This window comes from Micromonospora sp. MH33 (assembly GCF_003013775.1).
Taxonomy (GTDB): Bacteria; Actinomycetota; Actinomycetes; order Mycobacteriales; family Micromonosporaceae; genus Micromonospora; species Micromonospora fulviviridis.
Map to the genome: position 1 here is coordinate 1 of NZ_MUYZ01000122.1, position 17,839 is coordinate 17,839.

A 17,839-nucleotide genomic window follows, 5' to 3' on the forward strand; every position below is an offset into this window, starting at 1 on the left:
ACGCCGGCACAGATCGCACCGTCGACCTACTACGCCGCCAAGACCCGCCCGGCCTCGGCCCGATCACGGCGTGACGAACAGCTGACCGCGATGATCGAGCGGATCCACGCGGCCAACTACGGCGTCTACGGGGCCCGCAAGATCTGGCACGAGCTGCACCGACGTGGCGTGCGGGTGGCCCGGTGCACCGTCGAGCGGCTGATGCGCGAGTCCGGGCTGCGCGGGCTGCTACGCGACAAGTCACCCCGCACGACCCGGCCGGCGGCCGAGACCAACCGTCCTGCTGACCTGGTCAAACGTGACTTCACCGCAGTCCGCCCGAATCAGCTGTGGGTCGCCGACCTGACCTACGTGCGTACCAGCGTGGGCTGGGTGTACGCGGCGTTCGTCCTCGACGTGTACTCCCGCATGATCGTCGGCTGGCAGCTCTCCACCTCGCTCTACACAGATTTGGCTCTCGACGCGTTGAAGATGGCGATCTGGCGCCGCGAGAATCAAGGCGCTGACCTGGGCGGACTCGTCCATCATTCCGACCGGGGAGTTCAATATCGAGCGATTCGCTACACCCAGCGGCTGGCCGAGGCCGGCGCCGTCGCCTCGGTCGGTTCCAAGGGCGACTCCTACGACAACGCGATGGCCGAGGCGTTCAACTCCCTGTACAAGGCCGAACTCGTCCGCAACACCGGCCCGTGGCGCGGCCTGGACGACGTGGAGATGGCCACCGTCGAGTACATCGACTGGTACAACAACCGAAGGCTGCACGGCGAGCTCGGGCACGTCCCGCCCGCCGAACACGAGGCACTACACGCGATGACCCACCCGGTCACCGCAACCCTGAAAACCAGCTAACCAACTCTCCATCAAACCCGGGGCTTGACAGAGCAATCCCGGACCTGGGAACTGAGTGGAGACACGCCAGCTCTGCGCCGTCACCACGATCTTGTGTGAACGCTGTCTGGATGCGCCCCAGGATCACGTACGGTCGCGGAGAGAGGACAGGCATGGTCACGACCATGGGGCCGGTTGATCCGGGCCTGTGTTGCCGACGACTTGATCCGAGAGGAAGCGCACCGTGTCACACGCGTATCACAAGGACTCCGAGGCAATTTCCCGGCTGTCGGAGGAGCAATACCGAGTCACCCAGAAAGCTGGGACGGAGCCGGCCTTCAACAACGCCTATTGGGACAACGAGGAGCCGGGCATCTACGTCGACATCGTATCCGGCGAACCGCTGTTCGCGTCCATCAACAAGTACGACAGCGGTACGGGATGGCCGACTTTCACCAAGCCGATCGAATCGGAGAACGTGGTCGAAGTCCGAGACTCGAGCCTCGGTATGACTGGTATCGAGGTGCGGTCGACGCACGGAGACAGTCATCTTGGCCACGTGTTTGATGATGGTCCTGTAGAGGCTGGCGGGTTGCGTTATTGCATGAATTCCGCCGCACTTCGGTTCATCCGGCGTGACGACCTTGAGCGTGAAGGTTATGGCGAATACCGCAAGATGTTCGAGCCCCAGATGGGGGAGGGAGGCGGTGACTGACACGACCGAGAAGGCGATCCTGGCTGGCGGCTGCCTTTGGGGAAGGCAAGACCTCATCCGCAACCGCGCCGGTGTGCTCGCACCGCGGCGGCCTGAACAGATTTCGACTTCACTGCCATCAGAGAATGGCTGACCCGGCTGCCAGACGACGCGGGACGGGTGCCACCAGCCGGCCCATCGGAGAAAGCCTGACGGGCACCGCTGGATCGGTGCCTGTGCCCCGGTGCAGCAGGGTGGGTCCCGGCAGGTGACACGATCCGCTAGGTGATGATTATCAATGGCAGTGACGGCATGGGGGCGGGCGATTGGCCAAAGGTGGCAGGTCAACCCGGCTGTCCCGTACCGCCGGCCTGCTGGGGCTACGCTACCCCGGCGGGCCGAAGCTGAACGAGGAGCGGCATGCCACCTGGCTTGAACTCTTCTTCGACCTGGTATTCGTCCTGGCACTGCTGGGCGTGACCGCACGGTTGGACACTCGGGCATCGCCGAGTACACAAGAACTCGCCGTTGCCATCGTGCTCTACGTGCTCATCCAGTGGACATGGATCGGCCAGTCCTTTTACGACACCCGCTACGACCCGGACGACACGCTGCACCGACTGCTCGTGCTGGCCGCGACGGTTGGCGCTGGCGCCATTACCCTCGGTGTGCCGCAGGCCCCGTCCGGCCTGCTGTTGCCGGTCGGGTACCTGATCGTGCGTGGCTGTCTGTTCCTGATGTACCTGCGGGTCCTCGCGGCCGACAGGTCCGCCTGGGATCTGGTCGCCGTCTATCTCACCGGATTCGGTACCGGGTGGTTGCTCTGGGCTGGGTCACTGGCCATCTCCCCGACCGTGCGACCGGCAGTGTGGATCACCGCCCTGGCTATCGAGCTGTTCACCCCGTGGCTCGGCCGCCGCTGGCTCCGCCGCCATCCCGTACACAGCACCCACCTGCCTGAACGGCTGGGGCAGTTCACAATCATTCTGCTCGGCGCCACGCTGACCAACCTGCGTGACGCGGTACCCACCGCCCACCCGCCCGCCCGCGTGCTGGCCGCCGCCTTGGCGGCCTTCGTCCTGCCAGCCAGCATCTGGTGGATCTACACCACCTACCTGAACAGCAGGCTTGCCATACCGCGGTTGGGCAGCGGCCAGGGCTACGCCTATCTCCACTCACCCGCTGGCGCCGCCGTGCTCTTCCTAGGATGGGCGCTGGGCGTCGTGGTGTACGAGATCGGGCAGTCGCGTCAGATGCCGCTCAACGCGCGACTCGTGCTCGGCGGGTCGATCGTCACGTGGATGCTGTCCGGGTTGGGTCTGCACCGCTTCGCTCTCGGTCGCCTGCCCCGGCGCCGGATCATCGTCGGCCTGGCGGGAATCACGCTGGCCATCGTGGTGACGCTGGTGGTCACCGAACCCGGCCTGCTGCTCGGGCTCACCTCGGCGATTCTCGTCGGGTACGCCATCGTGGTCAGCCCGCAGATTGCCAACGCCGCGAAAGGCCATCGATGATGCTGCCGTGCCGTGCCGTGCCGTGCTGACCGGCGTCGGCGTGCTGTAGGACCACCTCGGGCCGGTGCGGTACTGCGCGAGCGAATAGTTCCGCGGGGCGATGTTGTCGGGGTCGGTGATGGTGACGTCGACGTGCGCCGCGTCTCCAGGCGCAAGCCGCGCCACCTTTGCCGTCGAGTTCTGGTTCACCAGGTCGACACGGACGGTGGCCGACGATCCCGCCGCGAGCGAGGTGGCGAGGTGAGAGTGACCGGAACGCAGGTGCCGTTGAGCCAGGCCAGGTCGAAGCGGGCCATGGTCATTCGCTGGTAGCCAGAACGCTCGTAGAGCATCCCGATATCGCCGCCGAGCAGGTGGCCGAGCGTCGAGTAGGCAGAGCTTGCCTCCTCGACGGTGCGCCGAATCGGCCAGGTCTTTCCATCGTCGCAAGACATCCGCACAGTCAGGTTGCGGCGGATCTCATCGTCGGCGGTGTTGCTGAGCAGCAGCCACTTCGCCTGCGGGTCGTCCGGCGCCGCGTCGGGCGCGTACCGCAGGATCGATCCGTTGTTTGCCGGGTCGACCAGGGCCGGGTCCGCCCGGAAGTCGGTCCAGGCCTGGCCACCGTCGCGAGAGAAGGCGACGAGCCGCCGTGGTTTGGCCCGGCTGTTGAGCATGATCGTGCCGTCGGAGAGTTCGACAGTCTTGTTCTCGTCAGCGCCAGGTCCGACCGGTTCACCGGTGTGCCGAGTCTGACCGTGGTCGTCGCTGTACGCGCTGACGGCGCAGTTTCCGCCGCCAATTCGGACCGTGTACTGCTGGATGCGGCGTACCGGCCGTGGCGGAGCTGGATGCCTGCGCCCGACGCGGCGAACATGCCCTGCCAGCTCGGATCCTTGATCTCCTGCGTGAGCCGGCGATGCTGCCAGGTGCGGCCGCCGTCAGCGCTGTGACGGATGATCACCGACATGGGCGCGGGCAGGTCGCGCATATCGGGCCGGCCGTCTTAGGCCGCGATCGTGGTCCCGGCGGTCGTCGTTGCCGCCGCGAGGATGCGATATTGCGGGAACTTCCCTCTTCTCCGCGTTCGGGCGCGGGTTCCCGCCGCGAGGTAGCGCTTCGACCATCGTCAACGCGCTGGTCAGGCTCGCGCTGCCCCAGTCAGTCCGTGACATGATTGCGCCCATGGGGAAGCAGCAGGACGTCGGCGGGCCTGATCGTCACAGCGGGTCAGGTACCACCGCCCACCGTACGATCGGTGGGAGCGTCGACGCGCGGCTCGCCGTCGCACAGGACCCCGCAACGCCACAGATGACCCTCATCGACTTAGCGTCCGACCCGTCGGCTGTGGTCCGTAAGGCGGTCGCGGCCCGGACCGACGCACCCGCGCAGGCACTGCGACCGCTGACCCGGGACCATGATCGTCAGGTCCGGGAGGCCGTGGCAAGAAACCACTCGACCTCGGTCGCCAATCTCTTGCGTCTCGTCAAAGACGCCGACCGGTGGGTCCGCTGGGCGGTCGCCGGCAACCCGGCATGCGACGAGTCGGTTCGCCGGGTGATGTCAGAGGCACCCGACAAGGAGCTTCGTGGCCTCCTCGCGGAGATGCGGGAGTTGGAGCCCGATCTGGCCGCCAGGCTGATCGACGACGTCTCACCCGAGGTACGGGAGCGACTCGCCACCCACACCCACGACCCCGACGTGATCACCGCTCTGATAGCCGATCGCACCGCACGCGTACGCAAGGGGGTCGCCCGCAACCCGCGGACCACCGCCGAGCAGCGCAGCGCGCTTGCCCAGGACCCCGTGGTCGACGTCCGTGCCGCGCTGGTCCGCGCGGTCCAGCTGGACGAGGCGGATCTGGAACGCCTGGTTGACGACCGTTCGGTGCAGGTCCGACTGGCGATGGCAAAATCCGAGGTCATCCCGCCGCACATCCGGCGGGCTCTCGAGCGCGATCCCGACGATACGGTGGCCGGCGCGGCGCGGGGTTTCCGCCCGGCGTCTGGCATCTCCCCAGTGATACGGGCTCCACGCGTCGGTCACCGGCCCTCCGGGACCGACCCAGGTCGGCCGGGCGGCGCCGCACGCTAAGGCCTCGGCATCCCTGCCACGGCCATACCGGGCGGGCACGTCCCGCCACGGCGAACCTACCCTGGTCCGCCACCGGATTTCGTCGTCGATCAACTGCCGTCTCGTCCACTTCCGTAGACGACCCCGTCAAGGCTCGTGGTTCAGTCACGGCAGGTGCGGGTCGTCGATCACACGGATGACGCCAGCATGGCTGCGGGCCCGCGACGCGCAGGTTGAAGATCAAGCTAGGGGGCGCTCAGGCGGTACGGCGCCGTTGGGTGGCGATCCTGCACCCTCACATGGCTCCCCTCTGCGTCAAGACACGGCCGGGAGCGGGGTTCTAAGCTGGGTTTTGGCGGTCTGGGAAGTGACTTCTCCGGAGAGCGAGCGCAGCTGGAACGGGAGCAGTCCGACTGGGCGGCAGCAGGACGTACTGACCACGAGCGCCGGGCCCGAGCGCGCCGCAACGAGTTCTCCGACGTGGAGGACGACCGCGATGCCGCGCGGTGGCAGATCGCGGCGTACGCAGCGGTGCGCACTCGAGCTGTTTGAGCGCATCAAGGATGAATTGCGCGTCCGGGAAGGCCGGGTTCGGGCCGTTGAGCAGGTGTCCCCGGTGGCGTAGGTGCAGGTCGAAGACCGTGAGCGGTACGCCTGCTGGATCCGCACCTCGGGCCGGGTCGAGGGTGCCGATCCAGCCGGCGAGGTCCTCGTCGCTCATCCCGATGGTCCTCGCCAGTTGGGGGATCAGCCACTGGTGTCGCAGTACGACGAGTGCGCCGCGCCATCGACCTGCGACGCGGATTTCGGCTGCGGGTCAGCCCCCATGCCGGCCCAGGGGCACCCCTGAGCCGGCATGTCGTTCGGTACCTGACCAGCATCGGCGCAGCGGTCATCGGCGACCGAGGCGATGACGTACCGGACACGCCCGGCTGCCTCGGGACCGTTCCGGCGCGCAGTGCCGGTCAGCCCCACCAAGTGAGCATGAGTCGCATTGGCTGCTGCCGGGACCAGTAGAAGACGTAGGGGTACCGGGTGCCGGTGAATCTGTCCGGCAGGGCCACGGCATCCCCGCAGCTGGGGTCGAGTCCGGCGGCGTCGGTGCCGGCTTGCACCGACCACACCCATTGCGCCCCGGTCCACCAGTTGGTGCGCAGCGGGCCGCCTTCCAGGTCGCAGGAGAAGACGTAGGGTCGCTGCTGGGTGTCCCAGCCGTCCTGCACGGCGATTGTGCCGGCGTGCCGGACATAGGTGGTGCCCGAGCTGGAATGGGTGGACCACGTCCATGCGTCGTTGTACCAGGTGAGTTCCAGCACCTGGCCGTTGACGCCGATGAATGCCTCGGGCCGGGATGCGGCGTTGGGGCCGTTCTGGACAGCGACCAGACCCACACCGTGAGCGTTGTAGCTGGGCTGCGGTGAACCGTGGCCATACCAGCGCCAGGTCAAGCCGTCGAAGCCGTGGCGCCAGAGATTACCCTGCACGTCCAGCACGAACACCTGGGGCAGGTCGGGTTGGGTAGGCGACAGCCGCAGGTTGACCGCACCGACCGGGTCGGCGAGGCGGTGCAGGGTCACCCCCGCCGGGACACCCTGATCCGTCCAGGTCCATTGTCCGGTGTTGTTCTTCCGGCTCCACCAGAGATGCCCGTCGGCGCCGATCACGTAGATGTACGGGACCGCCTGACTGCCGGGAGCGGTCTGTACGGCGACCGCGCCGACCGGCGCGCTGACCGTGGTGCCGCCGGGCGTGCCGATGTCGGTCCAGGCCCAGCGGCTGCCGTCCCACCAGTTACCCCACAGGTGACCATCGTCGGTGTAGACGAAGACGTAGGCACGCTCGATGGACGTGGACTGGCCCAGGAATTTGATGACACCGACCGAGCCCCTGATCCGGCTCACCGGGGGTGCGCCGCGCGCGGTCCACCTCCAACTGCCCGCGACCGGCGACATCACCCACAGGGCATCATTGATCACGTTGAACATGTACGGTCGGGGGTCGCTCGCCGGGCCGTCTTGGAGGCTGACCGCCCCGACCACCCTGGCGTATCCCAGGTTTGGAACCGGAGCGCCGAGGTCCTCGACGTGCCACGCCGAAGCGGTCGACACCGCACCCGCCGTGGTCGACGCGAGCGCGGGGCGCGCCACCGCGGGATGGGCAGCGGCGACGGTCAGTACCGCACCCACCAGAACGGCGGCGAGTACCCGCGTTCGTCGTCTTGATCTCAGCATGGATGGGACTCCTGTTCGCGACGGGATCGCACAACCGCCGGCGCTGTCTGTCGACAGCGCCGGCGGGCGATGGTCCAGAGCGTGACAGGAACCCCACTGCGGAGATGTCCGTATATCGACACCGGTCGGGTTGCCGTCATTGGGGCCGACGCAGCGGGCCCCCACGGTGGTGGCGAGCACGGTCTGCCCTCGCTGACGGAGGTCAACGGCCTGCCAGGCGATGAGCAGCCGCCCGCGGTGCTGGTGCTCATCTTTGTCACATTCCGGGAGAACGGTCCTCCAGTCTCCCGGATGTCACCAGACCCCAAAGTCAGACGCGCCTACCAGAGTTGCGGTAGCGCTCGACCTCCGACCACACCGAGGACATCCCAGCGAGACAGCGGTCGAACACTTGGGCGTGCTGCCGATAGGCAACGCGGTCGGGCCCCGGATGCACGCAAAGGTCGTTCTCGTCGTTGACGGTCCAGGGCGGCACGTCGTGGCCGAGAGCGCCGGGCAGCAGGGAAGCGACGCCCCGGGCGCCGAGTTCGCTGGTGAGCTGCCGCCGGACCGGGCGGCCGAGCACGTCGGCGAAGATCTGCGCCCACACTGTCGACCGCGCGCCGCCACCGGCCAGTCGCCAGGGCCGGTCACCGACGTCCGCGCCGCTGGCCAGCACCCGGTCGAGCTGCACCCGGTGGTACTGGGCGACGCCTTCGATGACCGCCCGGGTGAGGTGGCCGCGGCGGTGGTTGCTGGAAATGCCGAGGAAGGTGCCGGACGCCGATGGGTGCTCGGGTGAGCCGTTGACGAAGGGCAGGAACAGCAGGCCGTCGGCGCCGGGCGGTACCGAAGCGGCCTCCTGCAGCAGCTCCGGCGCGGCGACGCCCCCGGTCTGCTGGTGGGGCACCCCGGCGCAGGCGAGCCACTCGAGGTTGGCTGCCGACGTGGGGGCCACCTCCATGGCCAGCATTGTGGCCGGATCGGGCATGAACGCGCTGAGTGTGACCTCCGGGGCGGGCGTGCGCGCGGGCACCACCACCCCGTTGATCGCCCAGGTGCCGACGATGATCGTCCCGTCCCCGAGCTCCCGTCCCCCGGCGCCGAGTGTGGCGGCCACGCAGTCCATGCATCCGGCGATGACCGGCAGACCTTCGGGCAGCCCCGTGCGGGCCGCGGTTGCGACGCTCAGTCCGCCGACCACCTCGTCGGACCTGCGCAGCGGCGGGAACCGATCCAGGTCGGAGGCGGGTAGCCCGACCAGTTCGAGCGCCGTCGGCGTGTACGCACGGGTGTCGAGCCCGACCAGGCCGAACGCGCTGGCGTCGCTGTAGTCCGCGCTGGCCACACCAGTGAGCTGCGCGGTGACCCAGTCTTTGCAAGACAGCACCCAGCGGGTGGCGGCGTACGTCGCCGGCTCGGCGTCCCGCAGCCAGCGCAGCAGGACGGCGGGCTGGGCGGCCCACGGGATCGAGCCCGTCTCCCGGGCCAGCCGCCGGGCCCCGTCGGGCGGGATCGCCTGGACGATGTGCTGTGCCCGGCTGTCCGACGAGGCGATGGCCGGCCCGAGCGGGCGCAGGGACCCGTCGACCGGGTAGATGCCGTTGCCGTGTGCGGCTACGCCGATGCCCGCCGGGGCGTACCCCTCGGCGGCCAGCTTGCCGCCGACCTCCGCCAGCAGCGACAGCACCGTGTCCGCCAGCACGGTCATGTCGACGTCGTGGCGGTGGGCGGTGACGCTGGTACGCGGAGTGCGCGCATGCACGACGGCCAGCTCATTGCCCACGACGTCGAAGGCGGCCACCTTGGTGGCGGTGAGGCCGACGTCGACCCCGAGGTAGCAAGTGTGCGGAATCGTCACGACGTCCTCCTGTCGTTCGTTCCGGTCGCCGGGGCGAGGTTCAGGCCGCGCGGGCGGAAGCGCCGCAGCTCCGCCCGGTAGGCGGCCACCTCGGCGTCGGCCCGTTCGGTGTCCCAGCCGAGCTGCCGTACGGCGACGTCCGCGCAGGTCACGGCCGTCGACACCGCCATGTCCGGGCCGAGGCCGACCAGCGTACGGCGCAGCAGCACGTCGGCCAAGGTCACGGCCCGCTCCTCGCGGAAGGCCATGACCACCTCGGCGGCGACGGCCCCGGTCCGCTCGTCCACGACTTCGGCCAGTGCCGGGTCGGATAGGGCGAGTTCGAGCACCCGGCGGGCGCGGACGCCGTAGATGTCCAGTAGCCGGGCGGACTGCGCCGGGGTGAACGGGACCGCCGAGCGCGGGAAGTCCGCGCGGAAGGCGTACCAGTCCGGGGTGTCGGCGCCGGGCAGCGGCCGGGTACGGGTGGTGCATCGTTGCCGCGGCCGGCCGAGCACCTTCAGCGCCTCGTCGGTGGCGTCCTCGGCGAGCGCGCGGTGGGTGGTCAGCTTGCCGCCGATGATCGTGAGCAGCCCCTCGTACGCGGGTGCGTGGTTGAGCACCGTGTGCCCACGACTGATCTTGGCGTTGTCCGCCACGCCGGCCGTGTAGGGCAGCGGACGGATTCCGGCGACGCTGTACAGCACGTCGTCCGGGGTGAGGCCGGCCTGGGGGAACAACCGGTTGGCCTCGCTGAGCAGATAGTCGATCTCGGCGTCGCTGGCGACGACCTCGTCCAGGTCCCCCTCGTAGGTGAGGTCGGTGCTGCCGAGGACGTACCGGCCCTCCCACGGGAAGATGAAGATCGGTCGCTGGTCGGCGGCGGCCTCGAAAAAGATGCAGGTGTCCGGGGCGCCCGGGAACGGGTCGATGATGATGTGGCTGCCCTTGGTGCCGCCGTTGAGGCGCCCGCTCTCGACCTGGCCGTCGAGGATCCGGTCGATCCACGGCCCGGCCGCGTTGATCGTGAGGCGACCCCGGATCTCCCCTTCCCGCCCCGACTGGTCGTCCCGGGTCCGGACCCCGTGCACCCGTCCGTCCGTCACGAGCAGACCGGTCACCGTCGTGTAGGTCAGCACCCGTGCGCCCAGCCGCTCGGCGTCGATCAGCAGCTCGACGCAGAGCCGCTCGGCCCACGGCACCTGGGCGTCGTTGAAGAGCACCCCGCCGCGCAGGCCACTGCGGGAGAGGTGGGGCCAGCGCCGGGCGATCGCCCGGGCGGACAGGCCCCGGCTGCGTCCGCGCCCGCGGCCCGCGGCCAGGACGTCGAACGCGGCCAGGCCGAGGCGGATCAGCGGTCCTGGCCGGCTGTCCCCAGCGTAGAACGGGATCAGCATCGGGTAGTCGTGCACCAGGTGCGGCGCGGTGCGGAACAGCAGGTGCCGCTCCCGGATCGACTCGTGCACCAGGGTGAAGTCGTAGCGCTCGAGGTACTTCAGGCCGCCGTGGATCAGCCGGCTGGAGGTGGCGGTGGTGCCGGCGCCGACGTCCCCGCGGTCGACCACGACGACGCTCAGGCCCCGGCCGGCGGCGTCTCGGGCGATGGCGAGGCCGTTGATGCCGGCACCGATGATCACGAGGTCGACGAGGTCACCGGCGCCGGTCTGTGGGTGTGACATGAGGAGCTCCCGGAGATGCGGGGGTGCGGGCCGTGTGGGCGACCCGCACCCCTGGCGATGATCAGGACGCGGAACCGGCCGACCGCTCCCGGAACAGCTCGTAGGCGTCCTCGGGCTTGGCGTCGTCGTGCACCACGGCGCGGACCGCGGCCAGCATCGCGGCCGGGTACTCGCTCTGGAAGATGTTTCGGCCCATGTCGACGCCAGCGGCGCCCTCCTGCATCGCCCGGTACGCCATGGTCAGCGCGTCGAGTTCGGGCAGCTTCTTGCCGCCGGCCACGATGATCGGCACCGGGCAGCTGGCGGTCACCGTCTCGAAGCCTTCGTTGACGTAGTACGTCTTGACGATGTGGGCGCCCATTTCCGCGCTGATCCGGGTGGCGAGGCGGAAGTAGCGCGCGTCTCGGACCATGTCCTTGCCCACGGCGGTCACACCGAGCACGGCGACGCCGTGCCGCTGTCCGGCGTCGACCAGGGCGGCGAGGTTCGCCACCGACCGGGACTCGTGCTCGCCGCCGATGAACACCTGGATCGCCAGCGCCGCGGCGTTGAGCCGGACCGCGTCCTCGATGTCCAGGGCGATGTGCTCGTCCGAGAGGTCCTTCAGCACGCTCGGGCCGCCGCTGGCCCGCAGCACGATCCCCGCGCTGCTGTGCGCCGGGATGCTGGTGCGCAGCGCGCCGCGGGTCATCATGATCGCGTCGGCGTCCGGCACGAGCGGGGCGATGTTGGTGTCGATCCGCTCCAGGCCGGCCATCGGCCCGAGGAAGTAGCCGTGGTCGAAGGCCAGCATCACCGTACGGCCGTTGTCGGGTCGGAAGATCCGGGACAGCCGATTCTGCAGGCCCCAGTCCTGGGCGTGGGCTCCCTTGACGTGGAAGCCGGCGGCGGTGGCGGCGGCCCCGCCGAAATCGCGGGCGTCGAGCAGACCGTCGGTGTCAGGCATTGGTGTTCTCTCCTGTGTCAGTTCCAGCGGTGGTCGCGGCCGCGGGTCGCAGCCGTCGACGGGGTCGAATGGTCGCGCCGGCGTTGCGCAGCGTTCCGCCGCCGGCGAGGAAAAGGACGAACAGCACCAGGCCGCCCTTGAGCAGGTTCTGCGCGGCGGTGCTCCAGCCCACGAGGTTGACGAGGCCGTCGAGCAGGATGAAGAAGAGCGCACTGCCCCAGATGCCGACCGGCACGGCCCGACCGCCCGAGATGAGCGTGCCGCCGATGACGACGACGGCGACCGAGTCGAGCAGGTAGCGCGTGCCCAGGTCGGGCGACGGCGCGATGTAGGCGGCGAGCAGCGCGCCGGCCAGTCCGGCCAGGGCGCCACTGGCCAGGTAGGTGGTGGCGGTGATCCGGCTGACCGGGACGCCCGCCCGTTCCGCGGCCGGCCGGCTCTGCCCGACCGCGAGCAGCGAGCGACCATAGGTGGTGCGGCGGAGCAGGGCCACGACCAGCGCGGTGAGCGCGGCCACCGCGACGGCGAGCACGGGTACGCCGGCCGGCCGCAGGTTGAGCAGCCGGCGCAGCCCGTCGTCGGGCACCGCGGTGAAGCCGTCGGCGAGCGACAGGGTCAGCGACGAGGCGATCAGCCCGGCGGCCAGGGTGGCGATGATCGGCGGGACGGACAGCCCGAGGATCGCCACCACGCTGACCAAGGCCACGGCCAGCCCGGCCCCGATGCCGGCCAGGATGCCGACCGGCACCGATCCGGTCGTCGCGGTCACCTGCACCGCGACGAACCCGGCCAGGGAGATGACCGGCGCCACCGACACGTCGATGTTGCCCGGCCCAGCGGTGATCACCAGCATCTGGCCCAGGCCGACGATGACCAGGTACGGGGCCAGGGACAGCGCGAGGGAGACGGTCTGCCCGCCGCCCTGGCTGGAGATGGCCAGGATGGTGGCCCAGACCAGCGCGGCGGCGACGAAGCCCCAGATCCACGGGCGGGCGAGTGTACGGACGGTCATCGGAACACCTTTCCGACCACGACGCGGCCGGCGAGTACGGCCAGCACGATCACGCCCTGTACGGCCGACTGCATGTTCGACGGCACGTCGAGCAGGCTGAGGACGACACTGACCAGGCCGAGGGTGATGCCGCCGATGGCGACGCCCCACGGGACGGCGGTGCCGCCGGCGAACGATCCCCCGCCGAGGATCACCGCGGCGACCGTGATCAGCGTGTAGCTGGTGGCGGACGAGACGTCGCCGCCGCCGGTCTGCGAGGCGAGCACGAGGCCGGAGAGCACGCCGAGCGCCCCGGCCACGGCGTACGCGATCACCCGCGCGGCCAGCGGTCGCAGGCCGGCCCGTTGCAGCGCGACCGGGTTGCTGCCCAGCGCGCGAACCCGCACCCCGACGGAGCTGCGGGCCGACAGCAGCCAGACCAGCGCCGCGACGACGAGGATCGGCAGCAGCGGGGCGGGGAAGCCGCCCGGCTGCCAGGAGCCGAACGTCGCCAGCCACTGCGGGGTGCTGCCGCCCGGGGTGGGCAGGACGAAAAGTCCCAGACCCAGCCACACGAACGAGGCGCCGAGGGTGGCGATCAGCGACGGCACCCGGCGCAGGTGGATCAGCGCGCCGAGCACCGCGTACGCCGCCACGAGACCAAGCAGCAGCAGCGTGCCGGTGCCGGGGGAGGAGACCAGCTTCGTGGCGGTGATGACGGTGACCAGGCCGACAAAGTTGCCGATGCCGAGGTCGATGTCGCCCACGGCCATCAGCACCATCTGGGCCTGGGCCGCGATGACCAGCGGCACGGTGGCCGAGAGGATCAACGCGAGCCCCGGCACGGTCAGCACGTCGGACTGCAACGACGCGCAGACCGCGACCATGGCCACCATGGCGACCGCGCTGACCATGGCGGGTCCCGTGCGACGCAGCAGGGCCCGGGACGGCATCGCCGTCGCGACGAGGTTCGTCATCGCTGTGCTCCTGTCGACTCGGATTCGGCGAAGGAGACGGCGATGATCCGTTCCTCGGAGATCTCCGCGCCGGTCAGTTCGGCGACGACCCGGCCGGCCCGCAGCACGTAGACCCGGTCGCAGTGCGCCATCTCAGCGTTCTCGCTCGAGTACCAGACCACGCTGCGGCCGCCCGCCGCCTCCTGCCGGATGAGCGCGTAGAGGTCGGTCTTGGTGTGCACGTCGACCCCGCGGAACGGGTCGTCGAGCAGGACCAGGTCGGCCGTGGAGGCGAATGCCCGCGCCACGATGACCTTCTGCTGGTTGCCGCCGCTGAGCTCGGTCATGCCCGCGTCCGCGCCACCGCGGATGGCCAGCCGGTCCACCCACTCGCGGACCGCGGCCTCCTCCGCGTCGGAGCGGCGTACGCCGAACCGGGCCAGGCCGCGCATGGCGGTGACGATGAGGTTCTCCGCCACGGACCACAGCGGCAGCACGCCGGAGCGCTGCCGGTCACCGGGCACGTAGGCGCGGGTGCCCTGGACCGTGGTGTCCCGCCGGACCGGCCGCCACAGCCGTTCGAGCACCTGCTGCTGGCCCTGGCCGGCCAGCCCGGCCAGCCCGACGACCTCGCCCCGGCCGACCGTGATCGACACGTCGTGCAGGCCCTGGCCGGTGGCGTCGCGCAGCTCGGCGACGACCGGCCGCTCGCCGGCCGCGCGGGCGGACGCGGGCGCGGCGGTGGGTTCGACCACCTCGGCTCCCATCAGGGCGAGCACGTCCCGCTCGCCGAGGCCGGCCGCCGGCCGCTCCGCGACGACCGCGCCGTCGCGCATCACCGCGACCCGGTCGGCCACCGAGAGCACCTCACGGATCCGGTGCGAGATGAGCAGGACTGCGGTGCCCTGGGCGGTGACCCGGCGGACGTACGCGTAGAGCGAGCGCGCGGCGTCCGGGCCGAGCGACTCGGTCGGCTCGTCCAGGATCAGCAGGTCGAGCCGGTCGACCAGGCTCGCCCGGGCGATCTCCACCATCTGCCGCTGGGCCAGCGACAGGTCCTCGACCCGGTCCCGCGGAGCCACCCCGTGTCCCGGGAACATCTCGTCCAGCCGGCGGGCCACCGCCGTGCTGGCCGCTTGCCGCCAGCGCAGGCGGGGCAGGCAGTGCCGGGAGGAGACCCAGATGTTCTCCGCGACGGTGAGGTCCGGGCAGAGCGACGTTTCCTGGTAGGCCATCCGGACGGCACGGAACGGGTCGGCGCCCGGCGCGACGTGACGCGGTGCCTCCCGCCCGCCCACGATGACGGTGCCCTCGTCGCACGCTTCGAGGCCGGCGAGGACGCGCATCAGCGTGCTCTTGCCGGCGCCGTTGTGACCGACGAGGCCGAGCACCTCACCGGCGCGGACGTCGAGGTCCACGCCGGTGAGGGCCCGAGTGCGCCCGTACGTCCTGGTCACCCGCCGCGCGGTGACGACCGGTGGCGCCGGGGACGGCTTCCGGTCGCCCTGCGGCGGGGCCGCGAGCGACCCCACCGGCAGGTTGTCGACGTGCATGATGCGCTCCTTGAGTTGCTGTCCGGTCAGCCGGCGGCCGTCGGGATCGGCGGCTGCACCGGGGCGCCACCGCTCTTGACGGCCTCGACCTGCTTGCGGAAGAGCTCCTGGGTCCACGGCCAGGCGGCGTACTCGTCGGGCTTCAGGACGCCGGCCCACGCGGCGACGTCCTTCTGCTCCACCAGCACGATCGGGAAGGTCATCTCCTTCGGGACGTCCTTACCGTCGAGCAGGTCGATCGCCTCCCACAGCGCGGCGACCGACTGGCCGGGGTCGGACATGACCGCGACCGAGCCGTTGTCGAGCTTGCTGTCCTGCCAGTACTTCAGCGCGCGGCCGTTGGTCTCGAAGGTGACCGCCGGCACCGGCTTGTTGGCCGTGCTGAAGGCCTGGGCGACGCCGTAACCGTCACCGCAGCCGATGACCCCGTCGACCTTCGGCACGCTCGACAGCACGCCGAGCACGGCCTTCTGCGCCTTGGCGCCGTCGCACATCCCGTTGACGGTCGCGGCGACCTTGACGTCCGGGTTCTTGGCCAGGATGTCCTGCGTGGTCTGGTACATCTCCGCCTCGGGCTGGGAGCCGACGACACCCCGGCTGACGATCACGTTGCCCTTGCCGCCGATGCCGTTGACCAGCGGCTCGGCCGCGGCCGTCGCCCAGTCCTTGAAGCTGTTGAGCAGCACGTGGGCGCAGGGCGCGTCGATCGCCGAGTCGAAGACCACGACCTTGATGCCGGCGTCGCAGGCCTGCTGAATGACCGGCTTGAGAGCGGTCGGCGAGGCCGGGTCGATGAGCAGGGCGTCCGGCTTCTGCAGCAGCAGGCTCTTGATCTGGGCGACCTGCTCGGTAGCCGAGTTCTCGCCCGGGGCGTTGACGACCTTGAATTTGCTGATCAGACCGTCGCTCTGCGCCTTGGTGGCGGCGGCCTCGAACTTGGCGATCATCGTCTGCCGCCAACCGTTGCCGATGAAGCCGTTGCTCAGCGCGATGAACGGCTTGTCGCCGCTCTTGGCCTTGCCGCCGCTCGCGCCGGAGCCGCAGCCGGTCGCGGTGACCGCGACGGCCGCGACCAGCGCGGCCACGACCGCGCTGCGCCGTCGTCGGGATGAGGGATGGGTACGCATGGTGGGGGCCTCCAGGGAGAGCGAAAACCCGCCGGAGCGGGAGTGGACGTGCTCAGTCAGCCGACCGCGCCGGGGGGCTGCGGTGAGGTGCAGTCATTACAGACCTGTAGTGACAGGTTCGCTAGGGCTGGATGACAAACGTGTTCCAAGTCACAGTGACGGCGGTTACGTCTCGGTGTCCTTCCGGCGCTCGGGCGGCCATCCGGCCGCGATGCCTGTCATGACAGGGCTCGTTGTGCCGTGGCATGCTGTACTCGATCGACGGGGAAGGAAGTCCATGACGATGACCTACCGGCGGCTCACCCGGGACGGGAGCGAGCCGCTGTGGATGCAGCTGATGCGGGAGCTGCGCCGCCAGATCGAGGCCGGCGACATCGCCCCGGACCAGCCGTTGCCGTCCGAGGCGGAGCTGACCGACCTCTACGGCGTCTCCCGCACGGTCGTGCGGGAGGCGCTGCGCGAGCTCGTCCAGCAACGGATGATCTACAAGGTCAAGGGACGGGGCGCCTTCGTCGCGCCCCGCAAGACCGAGCTGCGCTTCGTCGGCTCCGTGTCCGGCTCCGCCGACGACCTGCGCGAGTCGGGACGCCGGGTCACCACGCACACGATCAGTCAGGCCCTGGGCCCGGCGGACCAGCGCGAGGCCGAACTCCTGCAGATTCGGGTGGGCGAGCCGGTCGTACGGATGCGCCGACTCCGACGCGTCGACGGCCAGCCCTGGCTGCTCGTCGACACGGCCCTGCCGGCCCGGCTGGTGCCCGGCCTGGAACGCGCGGTGCTCGAGAACCAGTCGCTGTACGACGTACTGCGCCGCCGGTACGGATTGGAACCGGTCGGGGCCGACCGTTGGATCGAAGCCGTCTTCCCCGAGCCCGAGGACGCCGCCCTGCTCGAGATCACGACCTCAACGCCGCTGCTCGGCATCGAGTCCGTGGCCTGGCTGCCGGACGGCACCCGTTTTGAGGCCTACCACGCGTTGCACCGCAGCGACCAGACTCGCTTCTTCGTGGGAATCCGCTGAGCTGACGATACGGCGTCCCGGACTGCTCTGGCCTTTGCAGGTGAGTCCAGGTTGGGTACCACCTGGTACTTCGAGGTCGGTGAGGATGGTTGGCCCGTTCGGCAGATTGGGGCGTACGACGACGGGCCGGTCCTCCGCTACGGGCCTGGACACGAGGACGACCAGTACGGAGGCAAGCACCAGCAGGCGTTGATCGCCCTTGCCCGTCGCCGCGTCAACCCGCTGTGGGCCCTGCTTCGTAATCGCTGCTTCCAACTCCAGCCGCCATCCACGGCACCCAGCCGAGCCTGCGAACGTTCCCTGACTGGGCACCACTGTGGCGGGCAAAGATCAGCCTGGGGAGGGGCTGTCTAGGCCGTGTTTGGTAAGGGGTCGGCGGGTGGTGAGGTGCCGGCGTGGCGGTGATCGATAAAGGCTGAGGTCTCCGG

General features: G+C 70.0%; 14 protein-coding genes. 5 read left to right on the forward strand and 9 right to left on the reverse strand.

Features of this window, described 5'->3' with window-relative positions:
• From B0E53_RS19085 to B0E53_RS19100, 3 genes are all read left to right on the forward strand, one after another.
• The coding region (locus tag B0E53_RS19085) for an IS3 family transposase (RefSeq protein ID WP_107077312.1) at positions 1-849 on the forward strand (849 nt) is incomplete at its 5' end.
• A 223-nt stretch (positions 850-1,072) separates the two neighbouring features.
• The gene (gene msrB / locus B0E53_RS19090) at positions 1,073-1,543 is read left to right on the forward strand and encodes a peptide-methionine (R)-S-oxide reductase MsrB (protein ID WP_107077313.1); all 471 of its coding nucleotides are present in this window, start codon (positions 1,073-1,075) and stop codon (positions 1,541-1,543) included.
• A 305-nt stretch (positions 1,544-1,848) separates the two neighbouring features.
• Positions 1,849-3,036, forward strand: coding sequence for a low temperature requirement protein A (locus B0E53_RS19100; protein WP_107077314.1), 1,188 nt, complete (start codon positions 1,849-1,851; stop codon positions 3,034-3,036).
• Between the two features lie 185 nt (positions 3,037-3,221).
• Here the strand turns inward: B0E53_RS19100 and B0E53_RS19105 are convergent, their stop codons facing one another.
• Positions 3,222-3,944 carry a sialidase family protein gene (locus tag B0E53_RS19105; RefSeq protein WP_210406138.1) on the reverse strand — a complete coding sequence of 241 codons (723 nt, stop codon included), beginning with the start codon at positions 3,942-3,944 and terminating at the stop codon, positions 3,222-3,224.
• Positions 3,945-4,200: 256 nt separating this feature from the next.
• Here B0E53_RS19105 and B0E53_RS37040 point away from each other — a divergent pair, with 256 nt between their 5' ends.
• Positions 4,201-5,109: a DUF2336 domain-containing protein gene (locus tag B0E53_RS37040; RefSeq protein WP_146167705.1), complete on the forward strand. Its 909-nt coding sequence runs from the start codon at positions 4,201-4,203 to the stop codon at positions 5,107-5,109.
• Positions 5,110-6,053: 944 nt separating this feature from the next.
• On the opposite strand, the gene B0E53_RS19120 is transcribed toward B0E53_RS37040, so the two are convergent.
• From B0E53_RS19120 to B0E53_RS19155, 8 genes are all read right to left on the reverse strand, one after another.
• Positions 6,054-7,499 (reverse strand): hypothetical protein, encoded by a 1,446-nt coding sequence (locus tag B0E53_RS19120; RefSeq protein ID WP_146167706.1) that lies wholly within the window; start codon positions 7,497-7,499, stop codon positions 6,054-6,056.
• A 130-nt stretch (positions 7,500-7,629) separates the two neighbouring features.
• Positions 7,630-9,159, reverse strand: coding sequence for an FGGY-family carbohydrate kinase (locus B0E53_RS19125; protein WP_107077316.1), 1,530 nt, complete (start codon positions 9,157-9,159; stop codon positions 7,630-7,632).
• A complete protein-coding gene (locus B0E53_RS19130) occupies positions 9,156-10,817 on the reverse strand; it encodes a glycerol-3-phosphate dehydrogenase/oxidase (protein ID WP_107077317.1) in 1,662 nt (553 codons plus the stop codon). The genes B0E53_RS19125 and B0E53_RS19130 overlap by 4 nt, the downstream gene beginning before the upstream one ends.
• 61 nt (positions 10,818-10,878) lie before the next feature.
• Positions 10,879-11,763, reverse strand: a complete 885-nt coding sequence (gene lsrF, locus B0E53_RS19135) for a 3-hydroxy-5-phosphonooxypentane-2,4-dione thiolase (protein ID WP_107077318.1) — start codon at positions 11,761-11,763, stop codon at positions 10,879-10,881.
• Positions 11,756-12,775: an ABC transporter permease gene (locus tag B0E53_RS19140; RefSeq protein WP_107077319.1), complete on the reverse strand. Its 1,020-nt coding sequence runs from the start codon at positions 12,773-12,775 to the stop codon at positions 11,756-11,758. Before B0E53_RS19140 ends, lsrF begins: the two co-directional genes overlap by 8 nt.
• Positions 12,772-13,731, reverse strand: coding sequence for an ABC transporter permease (locus B0E53_RS19145; protein ID WP_107077320.1), 960 nt, complete (start codon positions 13,729-13,731; stop codon positions 12,772-12,774). Before B0E53_RS19145 ends, B0E53_RS19140 begins: the two co-directional genes overlap by 4 nt.
• A complete protein-coding gene (locus tag B0E53_RS19150) occupies positions 13,728-15,263 on the reverse strand; it encodes a sugar ABC transporter ATP-binding protein (RefSeq protein ID WP_107077321.1) in 1,536 nt (511 codons plus the stop codon). The genes B0E53_RS19145 and B0E53_RS19150 overlap by 4 nt, the downstream gene beginning before the upstream one ends.
• 26 nt (positions 15,264-15,289) lie before the next feature.
• The gene (locus B0E53_RS19155; protein ID WP_107077322.1) at positions 15,290-16,390 is read right to left on the reverse strand and encodes an ABC transporter substrate-binding protein; all 1,101 of its coding nucleotides are present in this window, start codon (positions 16,388-16,390) and stop codon (positions 15,290-15,292) included.
• 277 nt (positions 16,391-16,667) lie between these two features.
• Here B0E53_RS19155 and B0E53_RS19160 point away from each other — a divergent pair, with 277 nt between their 5' ends.
• On the forward strand, positions 16,668-17,411 hold the full coding sequence (locus B0E53_RS19160) for a GntR family transcriptional regulator (protein ID WP_107077323.1): 744 nt from the start codon (positions 16,668-16,670) through the stop codon (positions 17,409-17,411).
• The last annotated feature ends 428 nt before the right edge of the window (positions 17,412-17,839 follow it).